The 25,876-nt window shown below is 24.6% G+C and carries 22 protein-coding genes, 1 tRNA gene and 8 pseudogenes; 13 read left to right on the forward strand and 18 right to left on the reverse strand.

Annotation, left to right across the window (positions count from 1 at the left end):
- Nucleotides 1–107 precede the first annotated feature (107 nt).
- The 12 genes and pseudogenes from ACI2WJ_RS03415 to ACI2WJ_RS03470 all read right to left on the reverse strand — a co-directional run bounded on the left by ACI2WJ_RS03415 (nucleotide 108) and on the right by ACI2WJ_RS03470 (nucleotide 12,077).
- Entirely contained in the window at nucleotides 108–359 is a 252-nt protein-coding gene (locus ACI2WJ_RS03415) for a hypothetical protein (protein ID WP_400254834.1), read from the reverse strand.
- Between the two features lie 117 nt (nucleotides 360–476).
- Entirely contained in the window at nucleotides 477–1,418 is a 942-nt protein-coding gene (locus ACI2WJ_RS03420) for a hypothetical protein (RefSeq protein ID WP_400254835.1), read from the reverse strand.
- Nucleotides 1,402–1,616: pseudogene (locus tag ACI2WJ_RS03425) on the reverse strand (DDE-type integrase/transposase/recombinase); the annotation flags it as partial. The gene ACI2WJ_RS03420 and the pseudogene ACI2WJ_RS03425, both read right to left, overlap by 17 nt.
- Nucleotides 1,617–1,656: 40 nt before the next feature.
- Nucleotides 1,657–2,898, reverse strand: a pseudogene (locus ACI2WJ_RS03430) (IS256 family transposase).
- An 82-nt stretch (nucleotides 2,899–2,980) separates the two neighbouring features.
- The gene (locus ACI2WJ_RS03435) at nucleotides 2,981–3,277 is read right to left on the reverse strand and encodes a hypothetical protein (protein WP_400254836.1); all 297 of its coding nucleotides are present in this window, start codon (nucleotides 3,275–3,277) and stop codon (nucleotides 2,981–2,983) included.
- A gap of 245 nt (nucleotides 3,278–3,522) precedes the next feature.
- On the reverse strand, nucleotides 3,523–3,762 hold the full coding sequence (locus tag ACI2WJ_RS03440) for a hypothetical protein (RefSeq protein ID WP_400254837.1): 240 nt from the start codon (nucleotides 3,760–3,762) through the stop codon (nucleotides 3,523–3,525).
- Nucleotides 3,763–3,908: 146 nt separating this feature from the next.
- The gene (locus ACI2WJ_RS03445; protein ID WP_400254838.1) at nucleotides 3,909–4,829 is read right to left on the reverse strand and encodes an ABC transporter permease; all 921 of its coding nucleotides are present in this window, start codon (nucleotides 4,827–4,829) and stop codon (nucleotides 3,909–3,911) included.
- Nucleotides 4,829–7,123, reverse strand: a complete 2,295-nt coding sequence (locus tag ACI2WJ_RS03450; protein WP_400254839.1) for an ABC transporter permease subunit — start codon at nucleotides 7,121–7,123, stop codon at nucleotides 4,829–4,831. Before ACI2WJ_RS03450 ends, ACI2WJ_RS03445 begins: the two co-directional genes overlap by 1 nt.
- Nucleotides 7,116–8,696 carry an ABC transporter ATP-binding protein gene (locus ACI2WJ_RS03455; protein WP_400254840.1) on the reverse strand — a complete coding sequence of 527 codons (1,581 nt, stop codon included), beginning with the start codon at nucleotides 8,694–8,696 and terminating at the stop codon, nucleotides 7,116–7,118. The genes ACI2WJ_RS03450 and ACI2WJ_RS03455 overlap by 8 nt, the downstream gene beginning before the upstream one ends.
- A gap of 17 nt (nucleotides 8,697–8,713) precedes the next feature.
- Nucleotides 8,714–10,021 carry a BMP family ABC transporter substrate-binding protein gene (locus ACI2WJ_RS03460; RefSeq protein WP_400254841.1) on the reverse strand — a complete coding sequence of 436 codons (1,308 nt, stop codon included), beginning with the start codon at nucleotides 10,019–10,021 and terminating at the stop codon, nucleotides 8,714–8,716.
- A 333-nt stretch (nucleotides 10,022–10,354) separates the two neighbouring features.
- Nucleotides 10,355–11,701, reverse strand: a complete 1,347-nt coding sequence (locus tag ACI2WJ_RS03465; RefSeq protein WP_400254842.1) for a BMP family ABC transporter substrate-binding protein — start codon at nucleotides 11,699–11,701, stop codon at nucleotides 10,355–10,357.
- A gap of 64 nt (nucleotides 11,702–11,765) precedes the next feature.
- Nucleotides 11,766–12,077 (reverse strand): hypothetical protein, encoded by a 312-nt coding sequence (locus ACI2WJ_RS03470; protein WP_400254843.1) that lies wholly within the window; start codon nucleotides 12,075–12,077, stop codon nucleotides 11,766–11,768.
- A 175-nt stretch (nucleotides 12,078–12,252) separates the two neighbouring features.
- Here ACI2WJ_RS03470 and ACI2WJ_RS03475 point away from each other — a divergent pair.
- Together ACI2WJ_RS03475 and ACI2WJ_RS03480 are read left to right on the forward strand one after the other, a co-directional pair.
- Nucleotides 12,253–12,414: pseudogene (locus ACI2WJ_RS03475) on the forward strand (transposase); the annotation flags it as partial.
- A gap of 164 nt (nucleotides 12,415–12,578) precedes the next feature.
- Complete coding sequence (locus tag ACI2WJ_RS03480) at nucleotides 12,579–13,091, forward strand: hypothetical protein (protein WP_252320146.1); 513 nt, start codon at nucleotides 12,579–12,581, stop codon at nucleotides 13,089–13,091.
- A gap of 138 nt (nucleotides 13,092–13,229) precedes the next feature.
- On the opposite strand, the gene ACI2WJ_RS03485 is transcribed toward ACI2WJ_RS03480, so the two are convergent.
- Entirely contained in the window at nucleotides 13,230–13,619 is a 390-nt protein-coding gene (locus ACI2WJ_RS03485; protein ID WP_400254844.1) for a hypothetical protein, read from the reverse strand.
- Between the two features lie 400 nt (nucleotides 13,620–14,019).
- Here ACI2WJ_RS03485 and ACI2WJ_RS03490 point away from each other — a divergent pair, with 400 nt between their 5' ends.
- Nucleotides 14,020–15,273, forward strand: coding sequence for an HAD family acid phosphatase (locus ACI2WJ_RS03490; protein WP_400254845.1), 1,254 nt, complete (start codon nucleotides 14,020–14,022; stop codon nucleotides 15,271–15,273).
- A 63-nt stretch (nucleotides 15,274–15,336) separates the two neighbouring features.
- Here the strand turns inward: ACI2WJ_RS03490 and ACI2WJ_RS03495 are convergent.
- A pseudogene (locus tag ACI2WJ_RS03495) lies at nucleotides 15,337–16,459 on the reverse strand (IS3 family transposase).
- A gap of 201 nt (nucleotides 16,460–16,660) precedes the next feature.
- On the opposite strand from ACI2WJ_RS03495, the gene ACI2WJ_RS03500 reads away from it, so the two are divergent.
- Both ACI2WJ_RS03500 and ACI2WJ_RS03505 read left to right on the forward strand, forming a co-directional pair.
- A complete protein-coding gene (locus ACI2WJ_RS03500) occupies nucleotides 16,661–16,882 on the forward strand; it encodes a hypothetical protein (RefSeq protein WP_338958120.1) in 222 nt (73 codons plus the stop codon).
- A 112-nt stretch (nucleotides 16,883–16,994) separates the two neighbouring features.
- Nucleotides 16,995–17,784 (forward strand): IS5 family transposase gene (locus ACI2WJ_RS03505; protein WP_400254448.1). Its coding sequence is split into 2 segments (ribosomal slippage): nucleotides 16,995–17,255 and nucleotides 17,257–17,784, totalling 789 coding nucleotides; the frame shifts between segments, so codons are not numbered across the junction.
- A 26-nt stretch (nucleotides 17,785–17,810) separates the two neighbouring features.
- Here ACI2WJ_RS03505 and ACI2WJ_RS03510 read toward each other — a convergent pair.
- Both ACI2WJ_RS03510 and ACI2WJ_RS03515 read right to left on the reverse strand, forming a co-directional pair.
- Complete coding sequence (locus tag ACI2WJ_RS03510; protein ID WP_400254846.1) at nucleotides 17,811–18,353, reverse strand: DUF402 domain-containing protein; 543 nt, start codon at nucleotides 18,351–18,353, stop codon at nucleotides 17,811–17,813.
- A 150-nt stretch (nucleotides 18,354–18,503) separates the two neighbouring features.
- A tRNA-His gene (locus ACI2WJ_RS03515) sits at nucleotides 18,504–18,580 on the reverse strand.
- A 185-nt stretch (nucleotides 18,581–18,765) separates the two neighbouring features.
- On the opposite strand from ACI2WJ_RS03515, the pseudogene ACI2WJ_RS03520 reads away from it, so the two are divergent.
- Both ACI2WJ_RS03520 and ACI2WJ_RS08110 read left to right on the forward strand, forming a co-directional pair.
- Nucleotides 18,766–19,101 (forward strand): annotated as a pseudogene (locus ACI2WJ_RS03520) (transposase); the annotation flags it as partial.
- Between the two features lie 96 nt (nucleotides 19,102–19,197).
- Nucleotides 19,198–19,359 (forward strand): annotated as a pseudogene (locus ACI2WJ_RS08110) (IS256 family transposase); the annotation flags it as partial.
- A gap of 27 nt (nucleotides 19,360–19,386) precedes the next feature.
- Here ACI2WJ_RS08110 and ACI2WJ_RS03530 read toward each other — a convergent pair.
- Nucleotides 19,387–20,465 (reverse strand): IS3 family transposase gene (locus ACI2WJ_RS03530; protein WP_400255238.1). Its coding sequence is split into 2 segments (ribosomal slippage): nucleotides 19,387–20,264 and nucleotides 20,264–20,465, totalling 1,080 coding nucleotides; the frame shifts between segments, so codons are not numbered across the junction.
- A gap of 124 nt (nucleotides 20,466–20,589) precedes the next feature.
- On the opposite strand from ACI2WJ_RS03530, the pseudogene ACI2WJ_RS03535 reads away from it, so the two are divergent.
- A pseudogene (locus ACI2WJ_RS03535) lies at nucleotides 20,590–21,265 on the forward strand (IS256 family transposase); the annotation flags it as partial.
- A 154-nt stretch (nucleotides 21,266–21,419) separates the two neighbouring features.
- Here ACI2WJ_RS03535 and asnS read toward each other — a convergent pair.
- Nucleotides 21,420–22,838 carry an asparagine--tRNA ligase gene (gene asnS, locus ACI2WJ_RS03540; protein ID WP_400255240.1) on the reverse strand — a complete coding sequence of 473 codons (1,419 nt, stop codon included), beginning with the start codon at nucleotides 22,836–22,838 and terminating at the stop codon, nucleotides 21,420–21,422.
- Nucleotides 22,839–23,019: 181 nt separating this feature from the next.
- Here asnS and ACI2WJ_RS03545 point away from each other — a divergent pair, with 181 nt between their 5' ends.
- The 5 genes and pseudogenes from ACI2WJ_RS03545 to ACI2WJ_RS03565 all read left to right on the forward strand — a co-directional run bounded on the left by ACI2WJ_RS03545 (nucleotide 23,020) and on the right by ACI2WJ_RS03565 (nucleotide 25,861).
- On the forward strand, nucleotides 23,020–23,556 hold the full coding sequence (locus ACI2WJ_RS03545; protein ID WP_286642680.1) for an NUDIX hydrolase: 537 nt from the start codon (nucleotides 23,020–23,022) through the stop codon (nucleotides 23,554–23,556).
- Between the two features lie 22 nt (nucleotides 23,557–23,578).
- Complete coding sequence (locus ACI2WJ_RS03550) at nucleotides 23,579–23,701, forward strand: hypothetical protein (protein WP_400254849.1); 123 nt, start codon at nucleotides 23,579–23,581, stop codon at nucleotides 23,699–23,701.
- 9 nt (nucleotides 23,702–23,710) lie between these two features.
- Entirely contained in the window at nucleotides 23,711–24,295 is a 585-nt protein-coding gene (gene pnuC, locus ACI2WJ_RS03555) for a nicotinamide riboside transporter PnuC (protein ID WP_400254850.1), read from the forward strand.
- An 89-nt stretch (nucleotides 24,296–24,384) separates the two neighbouring features.
- Nucleotides 24,385–25,629: pseudogene (locus ACI2WJ_RS03560) on the forward strand (IS256 family transposase).
- The gene (locus tag ACI2WJ_RS03565; protein WP_400254851.1) at nucleotides 25,604–25,861 is read left to right on the forward strand and encodes a hypothetical protein; all 258 of its coding nucleotides are present in this window, start codon (nucleotides 25,604–25,606) and stop codon (nucleotides 25,859–25,861) included. The pseudogene ACI2WJ_RS03560 and the gene ACI2WJ_RS03565 overlap by 26 nt, the downstream one beginning before the upstream one ends.
- The last annotated feature ends 15 nt before the right edge of the window (nucleotides 25,862–25,876 follow it).

Consider the following 25,876-nt stretch of genomic DNA (forward strand, 5'->3'; position numbering starts at 1 on the left):
TTTCTTTAATTCTATTTTAAAATCAAGTATTTTAGGTAATAACTCAATATAATTTTTTTTCATTTTTTGATCAATTTCTTTTTTAAATATCTTAAATTTTTGCTTAGCTAAAATTTCTTCTTTTTGTTTATTTTGAAATGTGGATGGGTTACACTATTTTTTTCAATTGGTAATTCATTTAATTCTTGAAAATTAGTATTTTGACTAATATCATTTAAATATTGATTTTCTACATATTGATCAGAAAATTGAATGCTTAAAAAAGTTATAATCATAATCATAACTAAAAAGCCTAACCCTAAAACTTGAATAATATTTTTTCTTTGTTCACGCAAATAATTAAAAAATATTTTTACCATATTCCACTAACCTCAGTTGATACTTCAAATTAATTTTATCAATTTAAAAATATTTTTTAAAATTAAAACATTTTAATGTGTAATTTTTTATTTAATAGCAGCAAACCAGATTATATATTATTTAGTTAATGTCATTAATTGTTTATTATTAACGTTTAACTTTCAAGTAATAATGTATGAAACTAAATAAATTAAAATATTTATACTAATCATCAATGCAAAATATCATCAACGAAAAACAATAGGAAATGCGATTTTTGCAAAAGTTGCTAATAAATTAGAAAGTACCATTACTAAAGAAGGAACAATAAAAACAGCAACCAAACTACTCATTACCAATGCCGGTATTATTACCAGAAAGAAATTATAAGAAACTTCTAATGCCGTATAGCCTAAACTTCGTAAAATATTAATTAATATTAAATTATCACGAACACTAATATTAGTAACAATAACAATAATCATTAATGATAATATAACACTAAAAATACCAAAAAATGAAATGATTATTTGTAAACTATATTGATTATTCTTCATAATACTACGTAAATTACTAATATCATACACTGATGATAATGAAGTACTAATACCTTTACTTTCCAAATATCCTGAGTGTGAAATTTGTGCTAAATCAATATTATAATCATTTTTATTACTAATAATTGGTAAGTAATGTTTAAACTCATTATCAGTAAATTTGCTTAATTTACTATTAGCAAAATTATTTTCTAATAAATCACTTTTACTACCAAACAAAATCTCATTAAGTCAAAGTTTAGGCATTACTATTATTTTTGGATCTAATTTATTAATATAATCATAAACAATACCAATTATATATTTTATTTGATTATCTAATCCTTTATACCTATAAATAACACTATTATTAAGTTGTTCTCCACCATTATAAACATTGGCAACCGAAGGTAAAGCAGAAGTAGCCATTGGAATAAATTGAACAGCACTACTATCTGGATTTTTAATTCCTAATTTTTGAATTAAAATGATTACGAATATTAATAAAAGTTTATCAATAGTTTTATTTATTATTGAATTCATTACCGCGATCACTATGAAATATTTGAATATCTTTTAAACAGCGATTTGATTGCATAAATGCTTGATATACTAATGATGCATCTTTTTTAGTACCTACACACTATGTCCAATAATTTCGCGGTTAAATAGGTCGATTAATAAGCAAATATAGTTTCACTTACCATTAACTTGAACATAAGTTAAATCACTAACAATAAGAGGCTTTTTAATAATCTGTGTATCTTTGTTTTGTAAAGTACTAGTTCAGATTAATTCTGTCTTCAAATTTTATCATAAAATGAGCAATTGCTGTATTTCAATTTTGAATGGGCATTGTTCATTTTTTTGTTATATTTTCAATTGCTAAGTAAAATATTTTGAAAACTGCCATATCATTTGGAAAAACTTTTTTATTTCTGATGACTTTTCGTAATTGACTATTAACAGATTCAATAGAATTTGTAGTATAAATCACTCTTTTGATTTCTGGAGGATAACTAATAAAAATCATTAATTGGATCAATTTTTATATCAAGATTTAGCAATTTGAGGATAGTGTTTATTTCATTTACTTTCAAATGATTCTAAAGCTTGCATTGCTTGTTCTTCACTACATGCATTATAAATTGGCTTTAAATCTGTAACTAGTGATTTTCGATGTTTGTATGAAACATATTTTAAACTATTTCAGATTTGATGAACTATACATAATTGATGTTCAGTTTTAGGATAAACTGATTGTATTGCTTCTGACATGCCTGTTAAGTTGTCACTACAAGCAATAAGAATATCATTTAAGCCACGATTTTTCATTTCTGTGAAATTTGCTAATCAAAATTTAGCGCCTTCATTTTCACTAATTCATAAACCTAAAACATCTTTTTTACCTTCTAAATCAACACCTAAAGCTATATAAACTGATTTGTTAATAATGCGTTTATCTTGTCGTACTTTAACTACTATACAATCAAAATAAACAATGGGATAAATGCCTTCTAATGGTCTATTTTGTCATGCTTTGACATCATCAATCACATCATCAGTAATATTTGTGACTAATAACACTTTCACTAATATCAGCACCATGATATAACTCTTGTAACTGCATTCTAATATCTGATAATGTCATACCTTTTGCATATAAGGAAAGAACTTGTTGATCAAAACCATCAAATCTTCTCTGTCTTTTTGGCACTATTACAGGAGTAAAATTACTATTACGATCTCGTGGTACATCAATCTCAATTTTACCTTGTTGAGTTATTAATTTTTTTGAACTTATACCATTACGAGCATTGTCACTATTACTATGTTGATTTTTTTCATATCCTAAATAATTTTGCATCTCAGAATTCAACATTTTTTCAACTAAACGTTTTGTTAATTCTTTATATAAACCCCCTTCTTTAAAAACTGTTGTTAAATCTTCAGTATTTTCTAATAATAAATCTACTGCTTTTGATATTGGATCATTATTATTAAAGTTATCTTTTTTAGCCATCTGTAACTCACTCTTTCTAGTCATTTAATTATATTTACTAGAATTAATTAAACATAGTTATTTTTGTAAGTTACACAGATTACTAAACATTACCTAAAATTTGTTGTGATATTTTTTTATTAACTAATAATTGTTCACCAGATTGACATAATTCTAAATTATTTGATACATCTTTTACAATTTGTTCACCACAAACATTATCATAAATTAAATTAGATAACAAATTTTCACTACTTAGTACCGAACTTTGTTCTTCATTAGCCATATATTCAAATTCTGCTTCCTCTAACAACTTATCTAATTCTGTTTCTTGTGTTTCTGAATAAAGTTGTAATTCTAAAACATCTCATGCAATATTTTTTATTTGTTCACTACACATATCATCACAATTAAAACTGCTTAAATCAAAATTTTGTTTTGAACTAAAAACATAACCAGATTGTAATTCTCTTTGTTTTTGCTTTTTTTCCTTATTAAGTTGATATCTCTTTTTATCATACTCTCTTCTCCTTGCTTTTACTTCGGGTTTTTGATCATATTCTCGTTTTCTTGCTTTTACTTCAGATCTTTGTTTATATTCTCGTTGCCTTTCTTTATTGCGTTGATATCATAATTTACTATTTTTTAGTTCCAGTTCTTTATTAAGCTGATAACATTTTTTTCTATATTCTTGTTGCCTTTCTTTATTGCGTCAATATCATAATTTACTATACTCTCGCTGTTTTTCTTTAATAAGCTGATATCTTTTTTATCATATTCTCTCCTCCTTACTTTCACTTCAGGTCTTTGCTTATATTCTTGTCTTTTTTCTTTATTTTTTTGAAATAAATAAGGTACATTAATAACTATACTTTCATTATCCATATGCTTTGCTCCTCCTATAAACATAATTAATTAAATTTAATTTAAACTTTTACCACATTTTTTCTATCTATCAAAAATTATATTTATTTTTTTTGATAAATAAAACTGTATTATTGCAATTTTTTTCAAATTCTTAATAACTAATTTTATCGTTTAGATTTATTGAAAGCAATACCCAATGCTTTTGGTGTTTTACTTCATTTTGATGTAAACACTAAAACTAATAAAGATGTTACAAAAGGCAATATATTCCATATATCAGAATTACTTGATATTCATTGAGGAATATTTGGTAAAAACGTAATTCTGGCACCTGTTGTTTCAACAATAGCAAATAAGGCAGCACCAATTGTAATCAATGGTACTCTTCATTGTCCAAAAATTAAAATAGCTAAAGCAATAAAACCATTTCCACTAACTGTCCCACGAAAAGTTTGACTAGCATACATTGGAAAAATACCACCAGCAATTCCTGCTAAAAAACCAGATAATAATACAGCAACATATCGTTGTTTAATAACATTAATTCCTGCAGCATCAACCGCATTGGGATTTTCACCAGTCGCAACATGATGTAATCCTCATTTAGTATATTTTAGAATAATAGCAATACTTACTAAAACTATAATTGCTAAAAATAAATATAAATTAAAAAATTCATTATTACCAATTTTTGGTAATTGATAAATATTTGTTAATGAAATAAAACCATTATTCCCTGGTAACTGAACAACAAAAACTGCAATTGCTGCTGCTAAAATATTAATTGCAACGCCAGAAATAATTTGATCAGATTTTAAAGTAACTGATGCAAAAGTATGGAAACAAGCAAATCCCATTCCCACTAATCCAGCTACTAATAAAGCAACAATTTGTGATCAATTACCTCAATTAACACCTATATTTTTTCCAAATGAAGAAAAAGCAAGAGCACCAATTGTCATCATTCCTTCAATACCAATATTAACAACACCAGCACGTTCTGAAATTAATCCAGATAATGCACCAAGTACTAAAACAACAAAAATTAAACTAGAATGTTCAAGAATTATTTTGAGTGCTTCCATTAACTTTTTCCTCCTGTTCTTTCAGTTTTTATTTTCATAATTGCTTGTTGTTCATTTTTAAATATATCAGTAAATTTATTAATAAAAGTTGTCTTTTCAATTTCCGCTTTTTTAGTAAATTGTTTAGTTAATATATTAATATTACTATTAATTGGGATAATTTGACTTTTTAATTGCTGTTTGTCAATTTTATAATTTTTAATTAAGTCTTTAACATTATTTTTATAATTAGTTTGAAGTTGATGTTTTGCTAAAATTAATTGTTTTTTTATTTTTTTATCGTCAGTTTTAACTGTTTGATTTTTTAATAACTTTAATTCATCACTTAATTCTTGTTTCAATTTATTAATTTCTCGATAAAGATTTAATTTTAAGTCTTTTACTCTTGACTTATTTAATATTGCTTTTTGTTTTTTTAATAATACTATTTCTCGAATTAAATCTTGCTTATAGTTATAAACATTATTTTCATATTTCATTTTTTCATTAATATACATATTTAAACTTTCACCATAAATCGTTTTTATTTCTTGTTGAAAATTATTTCAATTACCAATTTTACCTTTTTTTCAAATTGCATTATATTGTTTATATATATAATGATTTAAAGCTTTATTTTCTTGGAAAAATTGTGCTCAATTAACACCAACTTTATCATTTTTATTTTTAATAACTGCTTGTAACTGTAAGTTGATATCACTATTAACTTTATTAATTTCTTGTGAAAGATTTTGTTTTAAATTTTTAACTACTGACTTATCATCTCATAGTATTTTATTATATTTTCCTTTTAATTGTTCTTTATCAATTTTATATTTTTTAATTAATTCCTTAGTTTCAATTTTATAAGTAATTTGAAGTTGACATTTTTTTAAAATTAATTGTTCTTTTAATTTTTTATCATTAGTTTTAACTAATTCATTTTTTAATGACTTTAATTGATCACTTAATTCTTGTTTCAATTTATTAATTTCTTGTGAAAGATTTTGTTTTAAATTTTTAACTTTTGACTCATAATCTGATAATGATTTATTATATTCTATCTTTAAGTGATTAATTTTATTATTTTTTTCTTTAATTAAATCTGATTTTAACTTATTATATTGTCTCTTTATTTTAAAATTTTCAATAAAATGATAGTACATCTTGGCAATAAAACTATTTGTAACTTTTCGTTTTTCTCCATCAAAGGCTATATTTAAATAACGAATTAAAAATTTAATTGGCTGTAAACGAGATAATAAAACTGCACAAGCAGCTGAATAAATAATAACACCAAAAATAATATCACCAGTTGCTGATGGTAATGTTAATACTGAACCAATTGAACCACCACTATTAATTAAGCCTCAAAGAAAAGCAGAACCCACAACACCTATTGGATTAATTTGACCAACTAAGGCAACAGCTATACTATCAAAACCAATAGTTGGTAAATCATCAGTTAAAAAACTAATTGAAGGATTTTTGGCAATGTAATAAATAACAGCCATTACTCCTGCTAATGCTCCTGAAATAACAAATGATGTTATGCAATAATGTTTATGATTAATACCACTATAAACCGCAGCAAATGGATTTAAACCTACTGTTCGAATTTTATAACCTAAAGTTGTTTTTTTCAATAAAAATCAAACTGTTATTATTAAAATAATAGAAATTAATAATGGTAGTATACAATTATAACCATTAATACTCATACTATCATGAATAGTTGCTGATGTTCCATGATCAGCATCATATAAATCTTTATTGATTTTAAATAGTCATTTTACTAAATATCAAATTGTTCAATTTAATAAAATAGAAGTAACAACCTCATGAACATTAAAAAAAACTTTTAATAACACTGTTACCAACGCCACCAATATTGCTGCTAATACTCCAGCAAAAAGCGCGCTAATTATAGCTAATGGTTGTGATAAGTCATAACGGACACCAATTGCGATAACAACAGCTCCTGCTGCTAACATTTGACCCGCAACTCCAATATTAAACATTCCTGAGCGGAAAGAAATAACTAGTGCTAATCCTGCTACAATATAAATTGCTCATCAAACTAAAGTATTATCTCAATTATTAGCTGGCCAACTTGTAAAAGCATATGTTAATAACAACTGAAAATAAGTAAAAGCATTTTGACCTGAACCAATTATAACAAAACAAGCAATAATTAATCCAAAAATAATGGCAAAAATTGAACCCTTAAATTTAGTAAGACTACTATTCATTTCTTTTGAACCAAGATATAAACGACTTCGTCGTTTTAAAAATCATGTTTTTTGTTTAAACATTATCTTCATTTCCTTCCATTAACATTTTTTGTCCCGCCATCATTAATCCTAATTGTTCACGAGTAACATTTTTAGGACTAACATTACCAGTAATTTTACCAGCATGTAAAACAACAATTCGATCTGCTAATGACATAACTTCTGATAATTCATAAGAAATTAATAATACTGCATTACCTTCATTTTTTTCATCAAGAATACGACTATGAATATATTCAATAGCACCAATATCCAAGCCACGTGTTGGCTGAGAAACAACTAAAATTTTATGTTTTCTTGTTAATTCTCTACCAACAACCGTTTTTTGTTGATTACCACCTGACAAACCTCTAACTAAAGCAAAACCACTTTTACTACCACGAACATCATAATTATTAATAATATTTTGTGCATAAGATTGAATAGCTTTACTGCGAATCAAACCATGCTTAGAAAAAGGATATTCGCTAATATTTTGTAAAACCATATTATCAATAACATTATAATCTAAAACAAGTCCATATTTATGACGATCTTCAGGAATATGACTTAAACCACTTTTATATAAACTTTGAATTGAACTGTGTTTCATATTCTTATTACCAAAAAAAATATCACCTTTTTCTGGCTTAATCAAACCAGTAATTGCTGAAATTAATTCAGTTTGACCATTACCTTCAATACCAGCAATAGCCACAATTTCTCGTGACTTAACTTCTAAACTAAAATCAGAAAGACCCATTATTGATTTCCAATTACCAATTTTATGAACAAATAAATTATCAATTTTTAATAATACTGGCCCTAATACAACATTACCTTGATTTCTAATATCAACTAAATCTCTACCAACCATCAAAGTAGCAATTTCTTCTTTAGTTTTACTCTTAGATTCAAAAGTTTCAATAACTTTACCTAAACGAATTACTGTAACATTATCAGCAACTTGTTTAACCTCTTCTAATTTATGACTAATAAAAATAATAGTTTTACCATCACGTCTAAGTTCTTCAATAATTGTTAATAAACTAGTAATTTCTTGTGGTGTTAAAACCGCGGTTGGTTCATCAAGTACAATAATACTAGCACCACGATAAAGAACTTTTAAAATTTCAACACGTTGTTGCATACCAACACTAGCATTCTCAATTTTTAAATTAAGTTTAATGTCTAATTTATATTTTTTTGAAATTTCTAAAATTTTAGATTTAGCTTTTTTATAATTAATTCACTGTCATTTATGAACCGGCTCACTACCTAAAATAATATTTTGTAAAATAGTGAAGTTATCAACTAATTTAAAATGTTGATGTACCATTCCAATACCTAATTCGCCTGCTCTAATTGGTCCTGATATTACTACTTCTTTACCATTAATTTTAATAATACCTTTTGTTGGTTGATATAGTCCAAATAAGATTGACATTAGTGTCGATTTACCTGCACCATTCTCGCCAACCAAAGCGTGAATTTCTCCTTTTTTAATTTTAATAGAAATATTATTGTTAGCAATAATAGTATCTAAAAAAACTTTAGTAATACCTTCCATTTCAACAGCATATTGTAAGTTCTGTTTTTCAATATTTACTTGCATTTTATCACCCCTCTTAATTATTTAAATGGATCATATTCTTTTTTAATACCATTAATTCAATAATGATCTTTTAAATTGAGTACTTTTTGTCATCCAGCAGAAATTTTATCTAATCAATTAGTAATTTCTGTCATTAATGGTGTGTAAATATCTTTATCACCATCTTTAATTGCTTTATTTGGTGCTATTCCAGTAAAATTAGGCCCACCTCTGTATGGTGCATCATCAATAAATGTTTGATCGGCAGTTGGATCAGTTGGATGCTCTGGATTCTGATCAGTTTTACCAACTGATTTTCAGAGCATAAGTTTAATTGAACTAATTAAATCTTTTTCTGCAGAAGTAATAAACCTATCTGCAGATTGTGGGTATTGAAGTTGTTGATCTGTATCAACACCAATAATTTTACCTTGACCAGATTTTTTTAATGATGATAAAGTATCTTCGGTTTGTGGTCCTGCTACCGGAAAAATAATATTAGTTTTTTGTCGAGCAAGATCATCATTAATTGCTTGTGAACCTTTTGAACCTTGAGTAAAATCACCACTAAATTGAGTACCTGAAGTTATAAATTTAATATTTGGTAATGATTCTTTAAAATCTGAATTTAAAATTTTAACTCATGATATTAATTTTTCTTCATCTTCTTTATTTTTAAATTTATTATTAAAAAACTGTATGGCTCAATAATAACCATACATATAATTAGTAACTGCTGGAATATCAAGTCCACCATAGGTTGACATTTTTAAATTATCAAGTCCACCATATTGATTAGCATGAGCAGTTAACCATATTGCCCCTGCCAATCCGGCTAAAAAGCCTGATTGTTCTGCTTTGTAAAGTAAACCAGCCAATTGTTTATTAGATTTTGGTACTTCTTTATTTGCAGTATCACCATCAATAAAAATAAATTTCACTTTATGTTTTAAAATAGTATTTTGTGCTTTAACCAAAGCATTATGATGTAAAAATCCTGAAGCAATAATTACTTTACTGTTTATGAAAACGGCTTTATTATATGATGTCATTAAATCATCAGTATTAGTTAATTGGGGATTATCTCAAGAAACCTCAACTCTTTTATTTTTATATTGAGGATCAACATAATCACTATGTGTTCAATCATTAAACTCTTGTTTAAACTTGAGGGCAGCATTATATGATGATTCATTAAAAGAAGCATCATTAATAGTATGTCCATCAGTTACAACAGTTATTCGATAAATATTTGGATCATTAAACTGACTATTGCAAGCAATGATTGGTAATATCATTATTACTGACAATGATATTGCACTAAATACAGTAAAAATTTTACGCATACTATTATATTCCTCCTACAATTATATATAAATATTTATATAAAAAAAATATAAAAAAAGAAAGCAAAAACATTGCTTTCTTAATTCAATTATTCAAAATAAAATAAAACTGTGTATAAATAAATTTTGAAAATAAATGGGTGGGAATAACTTACTATTAAAAAATACAGTATATATGTATTTAATATTAATTATTTTCTTATTTTCACAATTAACTCTAAACACTAGTTTCTCCTTTTAATGGCATAACTACCATTATATAAGATAATAAAACTTATTCTTTAAAAATTCAAGAATAATTATAAATTTTTTAAAATATATAGTAAAGTTTTATTAAAACTGTGGTTTATACTTTTCAACACTTTCATCAACATAATTTTTTCAAGCATTTTCTCACTTATCACGAGTAGAATCATTAGCTAAATCAGCAACTAATTTATTATAAGCATCAGTTACTTTTTGTGCCAAATGTCAATAATCATTACTATCAATAATTAAGTTATTATAAATAGCACTAATAGAATCATTATTAGCAATTCCAAGATATTGCTGACCACCTAATGCTGGTTGTGGTATGCTACCATCAAAGTATTGTTCACCATTAATAGGTTTAATACCATCCTCATTATAATCTAAATTAAAAGAATGTCATAATCAAGTATTAACTGACTTATGAATTCCTTTTAAAGCTGATGTAATAAAAATATCTTTAGCATAACTATATTGAACACTTTGATCAACATCGACACCAATAATTTTTGCTTTGCTATTAGTAGTAGAGTTTTTAACAGCTGATACTAAATCAATTGTTTGTGCTCCTGCAACAGGCATTACAATATCATCTTTATATCCATCAATTAATTGTGAAGTTATCGCTTTTGATGATTTTGTACCGGATTCAAAACTACCTGTAAATTGTTTAGCAATTTTATCAAAATGAATATCAAATTTATTAGTTCATTTTTCAATTTTTTCCTTACCCTCTTTAATTCTAATGGCATTAGTCATTTCCAATAAATTATCATTGCTATTACGATATTTATTAAAATAATATACACCTCAATAATAACCCATCATATAACTAACAATAGTATCAGCTGGTAAACCACCAAAAGTTGACATTTTTAAACCATTATCATCATATGTTTCATGATTAGCTGCTAATCATATTGCTCCTGCTAATCCTGATAAAAACCCTGATTGTTCTGCTGAATAACTTAAACACGCTACATCAACTGGCTTTTCTAATTTAGCATCAACTAAAATAAAACGAACACCTAACTTTTTATATTGATTTTGAATAGCTGATGTTAATGCACCAAGATGATTAAACCCAACAACAATAATTGTTTTAGCACCAGCAAATGTTGCTAAATTATAATTATTTTGTAAAGTTGAAACGGTACTATCTCGTGAAATAATTCAACGCGTTTTCATTTTTTTATTTTTTCAAACTTCATTACCGGGTAAATTACTAATCATAATACGATTATCATTAAATGTTTTAGTAAACTCTTTTGAACCTTCTAATACTTGCTGATTAAAAGCTTTATCGAATAAATCACCACCATCAGTAATTATTCAAATATCACCAACACTAGGAATACTACATCCAATTAATCCTACTGATGAACTATTTATTAACAAAGTAATAATTAATAATTTTAAAAAATATTTCATAAATTTCTCCTATAAATAAAAAAATGTACTACAGTAAAAATATTAATATTTATTTACAATTTTTTTATACTTTATTTTTACCATATTTTTCATCAAAATTAATAATTCCTCTATTATATGCATCAAGAATAATTCGTGCACAATGAACAGGATTATATAAAATATTAGTTTTTAATTGTGAATTAGCCATTAACAGTTTAATAAATAGTTCAAAATCATTTTCTTTTAATACAAAATCATGCGTAAAACCTTTTATATCATTCATATCTACTAATAATGCTAAAAAAATTTTATGAATTATTCCTCATGAAGAATTTTTAGCATTACTCTCAATTCTACTAATTGTTGCTTGACGAACACCTACTAATTTCCCCAAATATGCTTGCGTTCAACCAAGTCTTAGAACCTGTTTAGAATCTTTTCGAAAATAATGTAAAATGATTATATATTTTAAAATAAGAGGTATATATGCATAAAAATTATCCAAGTCATGTCACCAAAGAACAATTTGAAAACATAAAATCAATTTTAGAAAATAGTGTAACCCATCCATACATACTTTTGTAGTATTACCAAAAAGATGAATTGTAGAACGAAGCTTTGCTTGATTAGAAAAATACAGAAGATTATGAAAAAATTGTGAAAGAAAACTAAATACTAGTTTACAAATGGTTGTTCTTTCATTTATTTCAGTTTTATTAAAAAGATTCTAAACAGGTTCTTAGACGTATACGCCTAATTTCTACTTCAATTGCCATTTTATTTCCCTCTCTAATTTTAGTTATTCCCAAACTTATTATGTTATGAAAAATTATAAAAAGATAAATTTTATTCTATATTTGCATAAAATATACTAAAATTAATATGGTGATACAAAATGGAAAATGAATTAATTAAATACTGAACAAAAAAAAGTTTTTTTTATGTTAGCATTTTGTGATTAATTGTTCAAATTATATTTATAATAATAGGTTCAATTTTAATAAATACTACTAGTGAAAAAATAATTAATATTTTATTAATAGTTGGCATAAATAGTTTAATTCTATTAATTTTGTTTGCTTTTTCTATTAATCATTATACTTATGAAACAGTTTATCAAATTAAAGTCAAAGGTAGTACTTTTCAAACTAAATTTTATCGTTATCTAATTATTCTATTTAGTTTTGGTTGATTAATTTTTTTCATTTTAAATGCATTATTTATGTTAGTTGAAACTGCCGTTTTTAAAAGCAAACTTGATTATTTTAATACTTTAAACGATCATTGATGAATTTTACTTATTGTAACAATATTTAACGTTTTAATTATTAGCATACATCGACAATTAATGCATTATACATTAACAAATTTACAATTACCATGAAGTAAATACATAAATAACAAATAGTAGATTATATCTACTTTTTCTTTGCATCTCATAAATTTATAATATTTTTTGCACTAATTAAACCAAATAATGATCCACAAGCAACTAAACCACCATTTAATCCAATAAAAACAAATGATAATCCTAATACTAAAGTTATTACTCCATTGCCAAGACACTGGCAATACTAACAATAATTAATGGTAATAATGTAACAACAATTGAACCAACTCCAATTACTAAACCAAGAATATAACCAATTCTTTGTTCAAATGCTTTTCTTGAATTTATCATAACTAAAATAAATATAAGAATACCATAAGTTGTTAGACAAGCTATCAATATAATTCATCCTAATCATTGAATAGTACTTAATCCAGAATCAAAAACTTCTTGTAATCATTCTCCAAACTTCCATAATAATTCATAAGAACTTTCCATTAATCCTTTTAAAGAAATCATAATTATAGAAATAACCATTACCGGCATTAATGTTGTCAAAAGTAGATAAATACCAATGTTAGATAATGTTTTTGAAAATTTTAACATCCTTTTACCTCTTTATAATTATTATTTCGCAATATTTCTAGTAAACTATTCGTACTTTATTTTTAACATCTTATGCAAAAAAAATTTAAAATCTATAAACAATAATTTTATTTATCAATCATTTTTAAAATTATTAAAAACTAAATGTAATTAATAATTAAGTATCTAATTTTACATTTATCTTAACATTTAGCCAATATAAATCAACAATAATACGTAATTTAAATAGTTAATAATAATTATATCTTGTCTTTTAAATTTTAAAAATAAATATATTATCTTTATTGATTGTAAAATTTCAAAAAAAATGTTAAAAAAACTACAAACTAAATATAGTTTTTAACCTATTTACTTTGAGAAACAAAGTAAATAGGTTTTTATTTTTAAAAGGAGAAAAAACATGAAAAAAATATTAAAAATAATAAGTGGTTTAATAATTATTACAAGTACAAGTTTAAGCGCTATTGGATGTTATAAAAATAACAATATTTATGATTTAAAAGTGTTACAATCAATAATTTGACAAGAATCAGCAGAAAGAAAAATATCCTTATTAAATACTTTTCGTGCAGCAATAAAACAGTATGATGATGTTATAGAAGCAAATAAAAAACATTTATCATTAGATGTTATTTACGCAACCGCAAATAAACCTAATGCCAAAAATGATGAAGAAGATAAAAATTACACTGTGCATTATAATGAATCAAAAATTGAAGCTAATAAATATGTACCTATTGTTATTACTGATTTGGATGAAACATTCATAAATAATATTGGTTTTTCAATTTATAAATTTTTTAATCCAAAAATGAAAGATATGGATTATGAATTTAAAAAATGAGTTGATCATCAAGTCAATTTTGAAGAACAACTTTATAATGGAGTTTTAGAATTTGTTAAACATGTATGAAAAAGTGGTGGTATTGTTTTATTTGATTCAAATCGTTTTCAAGGCGAAAATATCAACTATGGAGATGAAGCAATACCAACTAAAAAACTACTAGAAAATAATTATTATCCAAAGGCATTTCTTGATAGTTATGTTTGATGAATGCAAGGAGTAACTAAATATAATTCAAGTAATTATAAAGATTTAATATCAAAAGAAAATCGTTTTAATTATATTAATAATAACAATTTTAAATTATCATCAAAAGATAAAAATAGTATGCAAATAAAAAATTGAGAAAATGATTTAGTACCAATAAAAAATGTACCATCACATATTGTAATGAGATTGGGTGATAACATTAATGATTTTCATTCTAATTTAACTAATTCAGAATTAATTGATAAAATATCATTAAAAAATGAATTAATAAATAATAAAAATTTTAATAACTTAATTGGTAAAGTGGGAGATGAATTTTGATTTACAAAAAATGAAAATGGAGAAATAATAGAACATTATTGAAAAGAAAATGAAAAAAATAGTTTAATTGATAGTGATCTAAAAAACCTTGGTTTTGTAAAAGAAATTAAACTAGAAGAAGGAAAAATTAGTTGAAAAGAAACTTATGTACTGGTTGGCGGTAATGATGTATATGGTAATTTTTTATGAGATTTAGAAAAAAAATATGGTTCTAATTTAGATAATTGATTAAATTTATTAAAACATTATTTCAAAAAATATGAAAATATATGAAAATAATTTACAAAGTTAATATATTTGATATATATATATATATATTTGGAATGGCAACCCTTTTTAGGACTATTTTTTGGTAGACATTTTTTCATGATATTTAACTGGAGTTAGGTAGTTTAAAGTGCTGTGGATTCGTATGTTGTTGTATCAATTGATATAATCAAATAATTCTAATTTTAATTGGATTAATGATGTAAAATTTTTATCATTAATAAATTCAGTTTTGAAAGTTTTGAAAGTTGCTTCAGCAACAGCATTATCATAAGGACAACCTTTTTTGCTTAAAGAACGGGTAATATTGAATGCTAATAAAAGTTTATCAATAGTTTTATTATTGAATTCATTACCGCGATCACTATGAAATATTTGAATATCTTTTAAACAGCGATTTGATTGCATAAATGCTTGATATACTAATGATGCATCTTTTTTAGTACCTACACACTATGTCCAATAATTTCGCGGTTAAATAGGTCGATTAATAAGCAAATATAGTTTCACTTACCATTAACTTGAACATAAGTTAAATCACTAACAATAACTTCATTTTTAAGCCTATTATTAAAGTTTCTATTCACAAGATTGCTTATTTGGCTATCATTGACTTTGTTATGATGATTTTTAAATGATAATTTAGTGTATTTTGATATTAAATTATGCTGATTCATAATTTCTTTAATTTTTTTGCGTGATAAATAAATTTCTTTATTTTCTAGACTGACTTTTAATCTTCTTGTTCCATAAACTTCTTTATTTTGTTTAAAAGCACTAATAACAGCTTCATCATACATATTATTTTTGATTTTATCTTCTTTTTTCTTTAAATTAAAATAATATGTTGATTTAGAAAGTTTTAAAAAACGACAAATTGGACGAATTTTATATTTAGATTTATTATTTGTAATAATCTCTACTTTCTGCCTATTATTAGTGCTGCTTGCTTTAAAATATCATTCTCCATTCTTAATTGTTTTAATTCTTTATTTGCTTGAATTAATTGTTTTTCTAAATCCGAAAGATTATCTTTAGTTTTAAAACTGCTTGAATTTGTAAATTGCTTAATTCATTTATAAGTAGCTGCTCTTGTAACGTTGTATTCTTTAGCAAGGCAAGATACTGATTTGCCATTTTGATATAAAGATACTATTTGTTTTTTAAATTCATCATTATATGAGTTAATATTGGCCATAATTATATTTCCTTTCTTTTAACTAATTTGTTCACTTGTCTACGTAATTAGTGTCCAATAAAGTGTAACCCATCCAATTTATTAATTGTAAATTTTCAAAAAGATGTTAAAAATAACTATAAACTAAATATTGTTTTTTTTTAACCTATTTACTTTGAAAAACAAAGTAAATAGGTTTTTATTTTTAAAAGGAGTAAAAAAATGAATAAAGAAATTGAACAAGAAATAAAAAACTTAATGTTTAAAGAAATAAAAAAATTAAAAACATATGCTATTAATTATCATAATTACAAAAAGAAAATACAATTTAATGATATAGATATTCAAAATATAAATAATAGTATTGAAGATAAAAGTAAAAAAAGTAATATAAACAGTATTATGAGAGAACATAATTATGCAAAAACATTACCTATTTTATAAAAAAATTTAATTTAGTTATAAAAAGTTTTAATATCAAAAATAGTAAGAACCTGTTTAAAATCTTTTCGAAAATAATGTAAAATGATTATATATTTTAAAATAAGAGGTATATATGCATAAAAATTATCCAAGTCATGTCACCAAAGAACAATTTGAAAACATAAAATCAATTTTAGAAAATAGTAAAAAGAAAACAAAACCAAGAAGTTTAGATTTATATGAAATATTTTGTGCAATTTTATATGTATTAAAAAGTGGTTGTCAATGAAGAATGTTACCAAAAAATTTTCCAAAATGACAAACTGTATATTATTATTTTCAAATTTGAAGTAAAAATAATGGTAAAGAACCTAGTGTATTGCAATTAATTTTAAAAAAAATTAGTTAAAAAAGTTCGTATCAACAATAATCGCAAAGAACAAACTAGTTTTTGTATAATTGATTCGCAAAGTGTTAAAAATACAGATACTACTGAAAATAAAGGTTATGATGCTGGTAAAAAGATTTCAGGCATAAAACGTCATATTGTTGTTGATTCTCAAGGTTTACCACATGCAATTTACATAACCACGGCAGAAAAAACAGATCGTAATAGCGCTATAATAATGATTGAAAATGAAAAAGAAAATCTTTCTGCAGTTCAAAAAATAATAGTAGATGCTGGTTATACTGGTGAAAAATTTGCTTCTGAAATCAAAACAATCATAAATGCAAATGTTGAAGTGATAAAACGCAATGAATTACATACTTTTGTAGTATTACCAAAAAGATGAATTGTAGAACGAAGCTTTGCTTGATTAGAAAAATACAGAAGATTATGAAAAAATTGTGAAAGAAAACTAAATACTAGTTTACAAATGGTTGTTCTTTCATTTATTTCAGTTTTATTAAAAAGATTCTAAACAGGTTCTAAGAACATATGTTCTTACTATTTTTGTAAACTTTGGTCTTGATAACTTTTTCAATAATTTAAAATTACATCATCATTAAATAAATTAATTTCATTTTTCTTAATTCCTTTTTTTAATTTATTTATATTTTGTCATAATATATTTTGTAAAGGTATTGGATACTTTCATATTCAACGATTAGTTTTAAATTCTTTCAAATCTAACAGTTTATAAGAACGATTAGGAAATACTTTAACATCTAAATCATAATCAATGTATTTAACTGTTTGCGAATCTAAAATAAAAGGACTGGCAATATTACAATAATAATGAACACCATCATTACGAATCATACAAATAATATTGTATCAATCATTTTTAAAAAATAACCAAATTGCTGGATCAACGGTTGTTCATTTACGACCATTAATTTCAGTAATTGTTACATTCTCATTTACTAAAACTAAATATTTTTCAGTATCTTCTAAAACAATTGAATTATTTCAACTACGATATAAATCGCCATTATGCTTATATGCATGAATTGAAAGTATTTGCCCTTCTTTAAGGTACATATACATTTAAACCTCAACTTTCTGCAAATCATAAAACATAATAATTATACCATTATTTATTTAGTAAATAAAAAGCAAAAATAAATTTATAATAATATTTATTTAAAAAAGAAAAAACTCCAAAAAGGAGTAGTAAAAAAACATAATTTTATTAAATGGGGCGACTGACGGGATTCGAACCCGCGAATGTCAGTTCCACAAACTGATGCGCTAGACCGCTACGCCACAGTCGCCATATTAGTTTCTATAAGTAAAACTGTTAAATATTATACAATAAATTTATGATTTTTTAATATTTTTTTTCATAAAACTACAAAAATGAGCGGTAATGTTTAGTAATCTGTGTAACTTACAAAAATAACTATGTTTAATTAATTCTAGTAAATATAATTAAATGACTAGAAAGAGTGAGTTACAGATGGCTAAAAAAGATAACTTTAATAATAATGATCCAATATCAAAAGCAGTAGATTTATTATTAGAAAATACTGAAGATTTAACAACAGTTTTTAAAGAAGGGGGTTTATATAAAGAATTAACAAAACGTTTAGTTGAAAAAATGTTGAATTCTGAGATGCAAAATTATTTAGGATATGAAAAAAATCAACATAGTAATAGTGACAATGCTCGTAATGGTATAAGTTCAAAAAAATTAATAACTCAACAAGGTAAAATTGAGATTGATGTACCACGAGATCGTAATAGTAATTTTACTCCTGTAATAGTGCCAAAAAGACAGAGAAGATTTGATGGTTTGGTAATGTTTAGTAATCTGTGTAACTTACAAAAATAACTATGTTTAATTAATTCTAGTAAATATAATTAAATGACTAGAAAGAGTGAGTTACAGATGGCTAAAAAAGATAACTTTAATAATAATGATCCAATATCAAAAGCAGTAGATTTATTATTAGAAAATACTGAAGATTTAACAACAGTTTTTAAAGAAGGGGGTTTATATAAAGAATTAACAAAACGTTTAGTTGAAAAAATGTTGAATTCTGAGATGCAAATTGTGGAATGGCAACCCTTTTTAGGACTATTTTTTGGTAGACATTTTTTCATGATATTTAACTGGAGTTAGGTAGTTTAAAGTGCTGTGGATTCGTATGTTGTTGTATCAATTGATATAATCAAATAATTCTAATTTTAATTGGATTAATGATGTAAAATTTTTATCATTAATAAATTCAGTTTTGAAAGTTTTGAAAGTTGCTTCAGCAACAGCATTATCATAAGGACAACCTTTTTTGCTTAAAGAACGGGTAATATTGAATGCTAATAAAAGTTTATCAATAGTTTTATTATTAAATTCATTACCGCGATCACTATGAAATATTTGAATATCTTTTAAACAGCGATTTGATTGCATAAATGCTTGATATACTAATGATGCATCTTTTTTAGTACCTACACTATGTCCAATAATTTCGCGGTTAAATAGGTCGATTAATAAGCAAATATAGTTTCACTTACCATTAACTTGAACATAAGTTAAATCACTAACAATAACTTCATTTTTAAGCCTATTATTAAAGTTTCTATTCACAAGATTGCTTATTTGGCTATCATTGACTTTGTTATGATGATTTTTAAATGATAATTTAGTGTATTTTGATATTAAATTATGCTGATTCATAATTTCTTTAATTTTTTTGCGTGATAAATAAATTTCTTTATTTTCTAGACTGACTTTTAATCTTCTTGTTCCATAAACTTCTTTATTTTGTTTAAAAGCACTAATAACAGCTTCATCATACATATTATTTTTGATTTTATCTTCTTTTTTCTTTAAATTAAAATAATATGTTGATTTAGAAAGTTTTAAAAAACGACAAATTGGACGAATTTTATATTTAGATTTATTATTTGTAATAATCTCTACTTTCTGCCTATTATTAGTGCTGCTTGCTTTAAAATATCATTCTCCATTCTTAATTGTTTTAATTCTTTATTTGCTTGAATTAATTGTTTTTCTAAATCCGAAAGATTATCTTTAGTTTTAAAACTGCCTGAATTTGTAAATTGCTTAATTCATTTATAAGTAGCTGTTCTTGTAACGTTGTATTCTTTAGCAAGGCAAGATACTGATTTGCCATTTTGATATATTATAAAGATACTATTTGTTTTTTAAATTCATCATTATATGAGTTAATATTGGCCATAATTATATTTCCTTTCTTTTAACTAATTTGTTCACTTGTCTACGTAATTAGTGTCCAATAAAGTGTAACCCATCCACATTATTAACAAATCAGTTTATATAGCTTTAGGTGTTGATTTAGAAGGTAAAAAAGATGTTTTAGGTTTATGAATTAGTGAAAATGAAGGCGCTAAATTTTGATTAGCAAATTTCACAGAAATGAAAAATCGTGGCTTAAATGATATTCTTATTGCTTGTAGTGACAACTTAACAGGCATGTCAGAAGCAATACAATCAGTTTATCCTAAAACTGAACATCAATTATGTATAGTTCATCAAATCAGAAATAGTTTAAAATATGTTTCATACAAACATCGAAAATCACTAGTTACAGATTTAAAGCCAATTTATAATGCATGTAGTGAAGAACAAGCAATGCAAGCTTTAGAATCATTTGAAAGTAAATGAAATAAATACTATCCTCAAATTGCTAAATCTTGATATAAAAATTGAGATAATTTAATGATTTTTATTAGTTATCCTCCAGAAATCAAAAGAGTGATTTATACTACAAATTCTATTGAATCTGTTATTAGTCAATTACGAAAAGTCATCAGAAATAAAAAAGTTTTTCCAAATGATATGGCAGTTTTCAAAATATTTTACTTAGCAATTGAAAATATAACAAAAAAAATGAACAATGCCCATTCAAAATTGAAATACAGCAATTGCTCATTTTATGATAAAATTTGAAGACAGAATTAATCTGAACTAGTACTTTACAAAACAAAGATACACAGATTATTAAAAAGCCTCAATTATTTAATACTAAATTAATTATATATTATGTTGGATTTTAATGTAGTAATAGGAGTTTTAAATAACATTATAAGTTTAATTTAAAAAGATATTATTAAAATATTATTATTTTAGAATAATAAGTTATTTGGTGTACGAGGAAAAGGAATAACATCTCTAATATTATTAATACCAGTAATAAACATTAAAAATCTTTCTAGACCTAAACCAAAACCAGCACTTGGTGCATATCCATATTTTCTTAAATCAAAATATCATTGTAGATCATTACCCTCAATTTTGAATTGGGTTTTATTTTTTAGTAATTGTTCATAATTATCTTCACGAACAGAACCACCAATTAATTCACCAATCCCTGGCACTAATAAATCCATAGCTGCCACTGTTTTTTGTTGTGGATAATTACTATCAATTGGATTAAGTTTCATGTAAAAAGCTTTGATGGTTTGTGGATAGTTAATAACAAAAGTTGGTTGTTTAGTTATTTCTTCACATAAATATCTTTCATGTTCTGATTGTAAATCAATTCCTCATTTAATTTCATTAAATTCAAATTTTTTTCCTTTTTTTTGCGCATTTAAAAGTAATTCAATGACTTCTGTATAAGTAATAACTTTAAAATCAGATTTAAAATCGGCAATTTTTTCTAATTTTTCAATTAGTGATTGTTCATTTTTAGTTTCTTGTTTTTGTTCTAAAAATTTTAATTCAGAATTACAATTATTTAGAACATCTCTAATAACAGTTTTTATTAGTTTTTGGGCTAGTATAATATTATCTTGTAGATTACTAAAGGTAAATTCTGGTTCTACCATTCAAAATTCTGCTGCGTGACGTGTAGTATTAGATTTTTCAGCACGAAATGTTGGTCCAAATGTATAAACTTTTTGTAAAGATTGAGCGTAGGCTTCAGCATTTAACTGACCACTAACAGTTAATGAGGCTTTTTTCCCAAAAAAATCCTTTTCATATTTATCATTAGTTATAGTAGTAACAATAAAATTTTCACCAGCACCTTCAGCATCATTAGCTGTAATAAGAGGACTATGTAGGTAAATAAATTGATTATTATGAAAAAAATTATAAATAGATCATGATACTTGATCACGAATTCTAAATAATGACAAGAAAGTATTAGTACGAACACGTAAGTGTGCATGTTCACGAAGAAATTCATTTGTATGTTCTTTTTTTTGGATTGGATAATCATTAGCGCATATGTTGTAGACAGTAGCAGTAATTACTTTTAGTTCAAATGGTTGTTTCGCATTTGGTGTTAAAATTAAATTACCAGTAATAGTAACAGCACTACCAGTAGTAACATTAGTTAAATTGTTAGTATTTTCTAAATTTGGATCATATACTACTTGTAAGTTATTAATTGAAGAACCATCGTTTAAATCTAAAAACCCAACTTTTTTACTATTTCGATTAGAACGAACCCAACCGTTAACAGTTACTTGTGTTGGTATTTTTTTAGTTTTATCGTTACTATTAATAAATAAATTATTAATTGTGTAAATCATTATTGTTCCTCCTATTTATTTTTATATAATAAATAAATTATATATTAACTATTATCTTAGTAGGGAATTATTTATGATTTTTTTCATTAATATTTGGGATAAATTTTATTTTTAGTTAGTATAAAATTTCAAATTGAATTTTAAGTTAATGTTATAATATTACTTATAGTAAAGGGGGTTTATTATGGGCAAATTTTTAAAGTTAATTACTAATGGCTTTATGACAGGTGTTAGTGAACCATGATGTAATAATGAAGGAGTTGCAGTTTTACCTTTTGTATATAAATACAATCAATATTGATTTTTATTAATGAAAGAAAAGAATCCTTTATTTGAAAATAAAAAGATATCATTTTTTAGTACTCTAACAGGTGGTTGTAAATTAGGTAAATCATCACTAGAAACTGTTAAGAATGAAATTTTAGAAGAGACAGGAATTAATATTAGAAGCTTAAAACTTGATTGTATTTATAGACTTGGTAGTTACTATGCTAATAAAACTTCAATAAAAATATGACATTTTTATGCTGTTGATTTATCTAGTTTGAATTTAGATTTAAAGTTAAGTTATTTTGGTAAAGGTGATGGTAGTATTGGTGAAAATGGTATTAATGGTATTTTTATTAATGAGAGTGAACTAGATAAAGTTAATGATGCACTTACATTGGCAATTTATGGAAAATTACGATTGAATAATACAATAGTGAACATAAATAAATAAATAAATTTAAAAGGAAGAAAATATGTTTAAAGATATAAAATTTAGATTTATAAAAAGAAAGAAAAATATAAAAGAATTTTTATTATCAATACCCAAAGATCTTAATAAAATTCCATTTTCTGCTAAAGTAGCTATTATTTGTTAAGGGATTTTTATGTTATGAAATACATTTTTTGATTTGAATCATTTTATTAATCCTAATTTATATCCTTCGGTTTGAACTATTGTAAATCGTCAAGTTTATCATCCTTGACAGCAAGTATTATTATTCTTAAATGGTATTGCTGCTTTTACTAATGTTATTTGTATAATTTTAATTTCATTTGGTAAAATTTCTAATTTTTTTTGAGGCTTTTTTTCTGTTACTATTTATGGTTGTATTGCTTTAGTTTGAGATTATGTTGGTGATATGCAGTTGAATTTATTTTTCTTTTTGCCTTTTCAATTTATTGGCTATAGTTTATGGAAATTTCATTTAGATTCACAACAAGAAATAATTTCTAAACGTTTAAATTTAAAAACAAGTATTGTTACTATTTACTTTGCAATTGTTTTATCAGTATTTTTTTATTTTGAAATTCCTGAATTTTCACGTGTAATTTTAGGGAAATATGATTTTGATGGTAATACTTTTCAACAAGTTTTACCACATATTCTAGATTCATTAACTAATTCTTTAAGTATTGTTGCGCAAATACTAATGTTATTACGTTTTCGTGAACAATGAAATTTTTGGTAATGTTTAGTAATCTGTGTAACTTACAAAAATAACTATGTTTAATTAATTCTAGTAAATATAATTAAATGACTAGAAAGAGTGAGTTACAGATGGCTAAAAAAGATAACTTTAATAATAATGATCCAATATCAAAAGCAGTAGATTTATTATTAGAAAATACTGAAGATTTAACAACAGTTTTTAAAGAAGGGGGTTTATATAAAGAATTAACAAAACGTTTAGTTGAAAAAATGTTGAATTCTGAGATGCAAAATTATTTAGGATATGAAAAAAATCAACATAGTAATAGTGACAATGCTCGTAATGGTATAAGTTCAAAAAAAATAATAACTCAACAAGGTAAAATTGAGATTGATGTACCACGAGATCGTAATAGTAATTTTACTCCTGTAATAGTGCCAAAAAGACAGAGAAGATTTGATGGTTTTGATCAACAAGTTCTTTCCTTATATGCAAAAGGTATGACATTATCAGATATTAAAATGCAGTTACAAGAGTTATATCATGGTGCTGATATTAGTGAAAGTGTTATTAGTCACAAATATTACTGATGATGTGATTGATGATGTCAAAGCATGACAAAATAGACCATTAGAAGGCATTTATCCCATTGTTTATTTTGATTGTATAGAGTAGTTAAAGTACGACAAGATAAACGCATTATTAACAAATCAGTTTATATAGCTTTAGGTGTTGATTTAGAAGGTAAAAAAGATGTTTTAGGTTTATGAATTAGTGAAAATGAAGGCGCTAAATTTTGATTAGCAAATTTCACAGAAATGAAAAATCGTGGCTTAAATGATATTCTTATTGCTTGTAGTGACAACTTAACAGGCATGTCAGAAGCAATACAATCAGTTTATCCTAAAACTGAACATCAATTATGTATAGTTCATCAAATCAGAAATAGTTTAAAATATGTTTCATACAAACATCGAAAATCACTAGTTACAGATTTAAAGCCAATTTATAATGCATGTAGTGAAGAACAAGCAATGCAAGCTTTAGAATCATTTGAAAGTAAATGAAATAAACACTATCCTCAAATTGCTAAATCTTGATATAAAAATTGAGATAATTTAATGATTTTTATTAGTTATCCTCCAGAAATCAAAAGAGTGATTTATACTACAAATTCTATTGAATCTGTTAATAGTCAATTACGAAAAGTCATCAGAAATAAAAAAGTTTTTCCAAATGATATGGCAGTTTTCAAAATATTTTACTTAGCAATTGAAAATATAACAAAAAAATGAACAATGCCCATTCAAAATTGAAATACAGCAATTGCTCATTTTATGATAAAATTTGAAGACAGAATTAATCTGAACTAGTACTTTGCAAAACAAAGATACACAGATTATTAAAAAGCCTCGAATTTTTTGAATAATTGTTAATATTTTTCAAATAGCTATGTATTCGGGAGTTGCTCATAATCGTTTGGATGTAAATCTTTTATTAATGTGAATTGTTGCTCTTGGTAATTCTGGTTTTGGTTTTTATCAATGATTTTTTGTAAGAAGTAAAGAAAAAGTAGTAGTTAAAAAAGAAACATATGAGCAGTAATAACTTTTAAATAAG

Source organism: Spiroplasma endosymbiont of Cleonymus obscurus (genome assembly GCF_964273375.1).
In the GTDB taxonomy this organism is placed as follows: Bacteria; Bacillota_I; Bacilli_A; order Mycoplasmatales; family VBWQ01; genus Spiroplasma_E.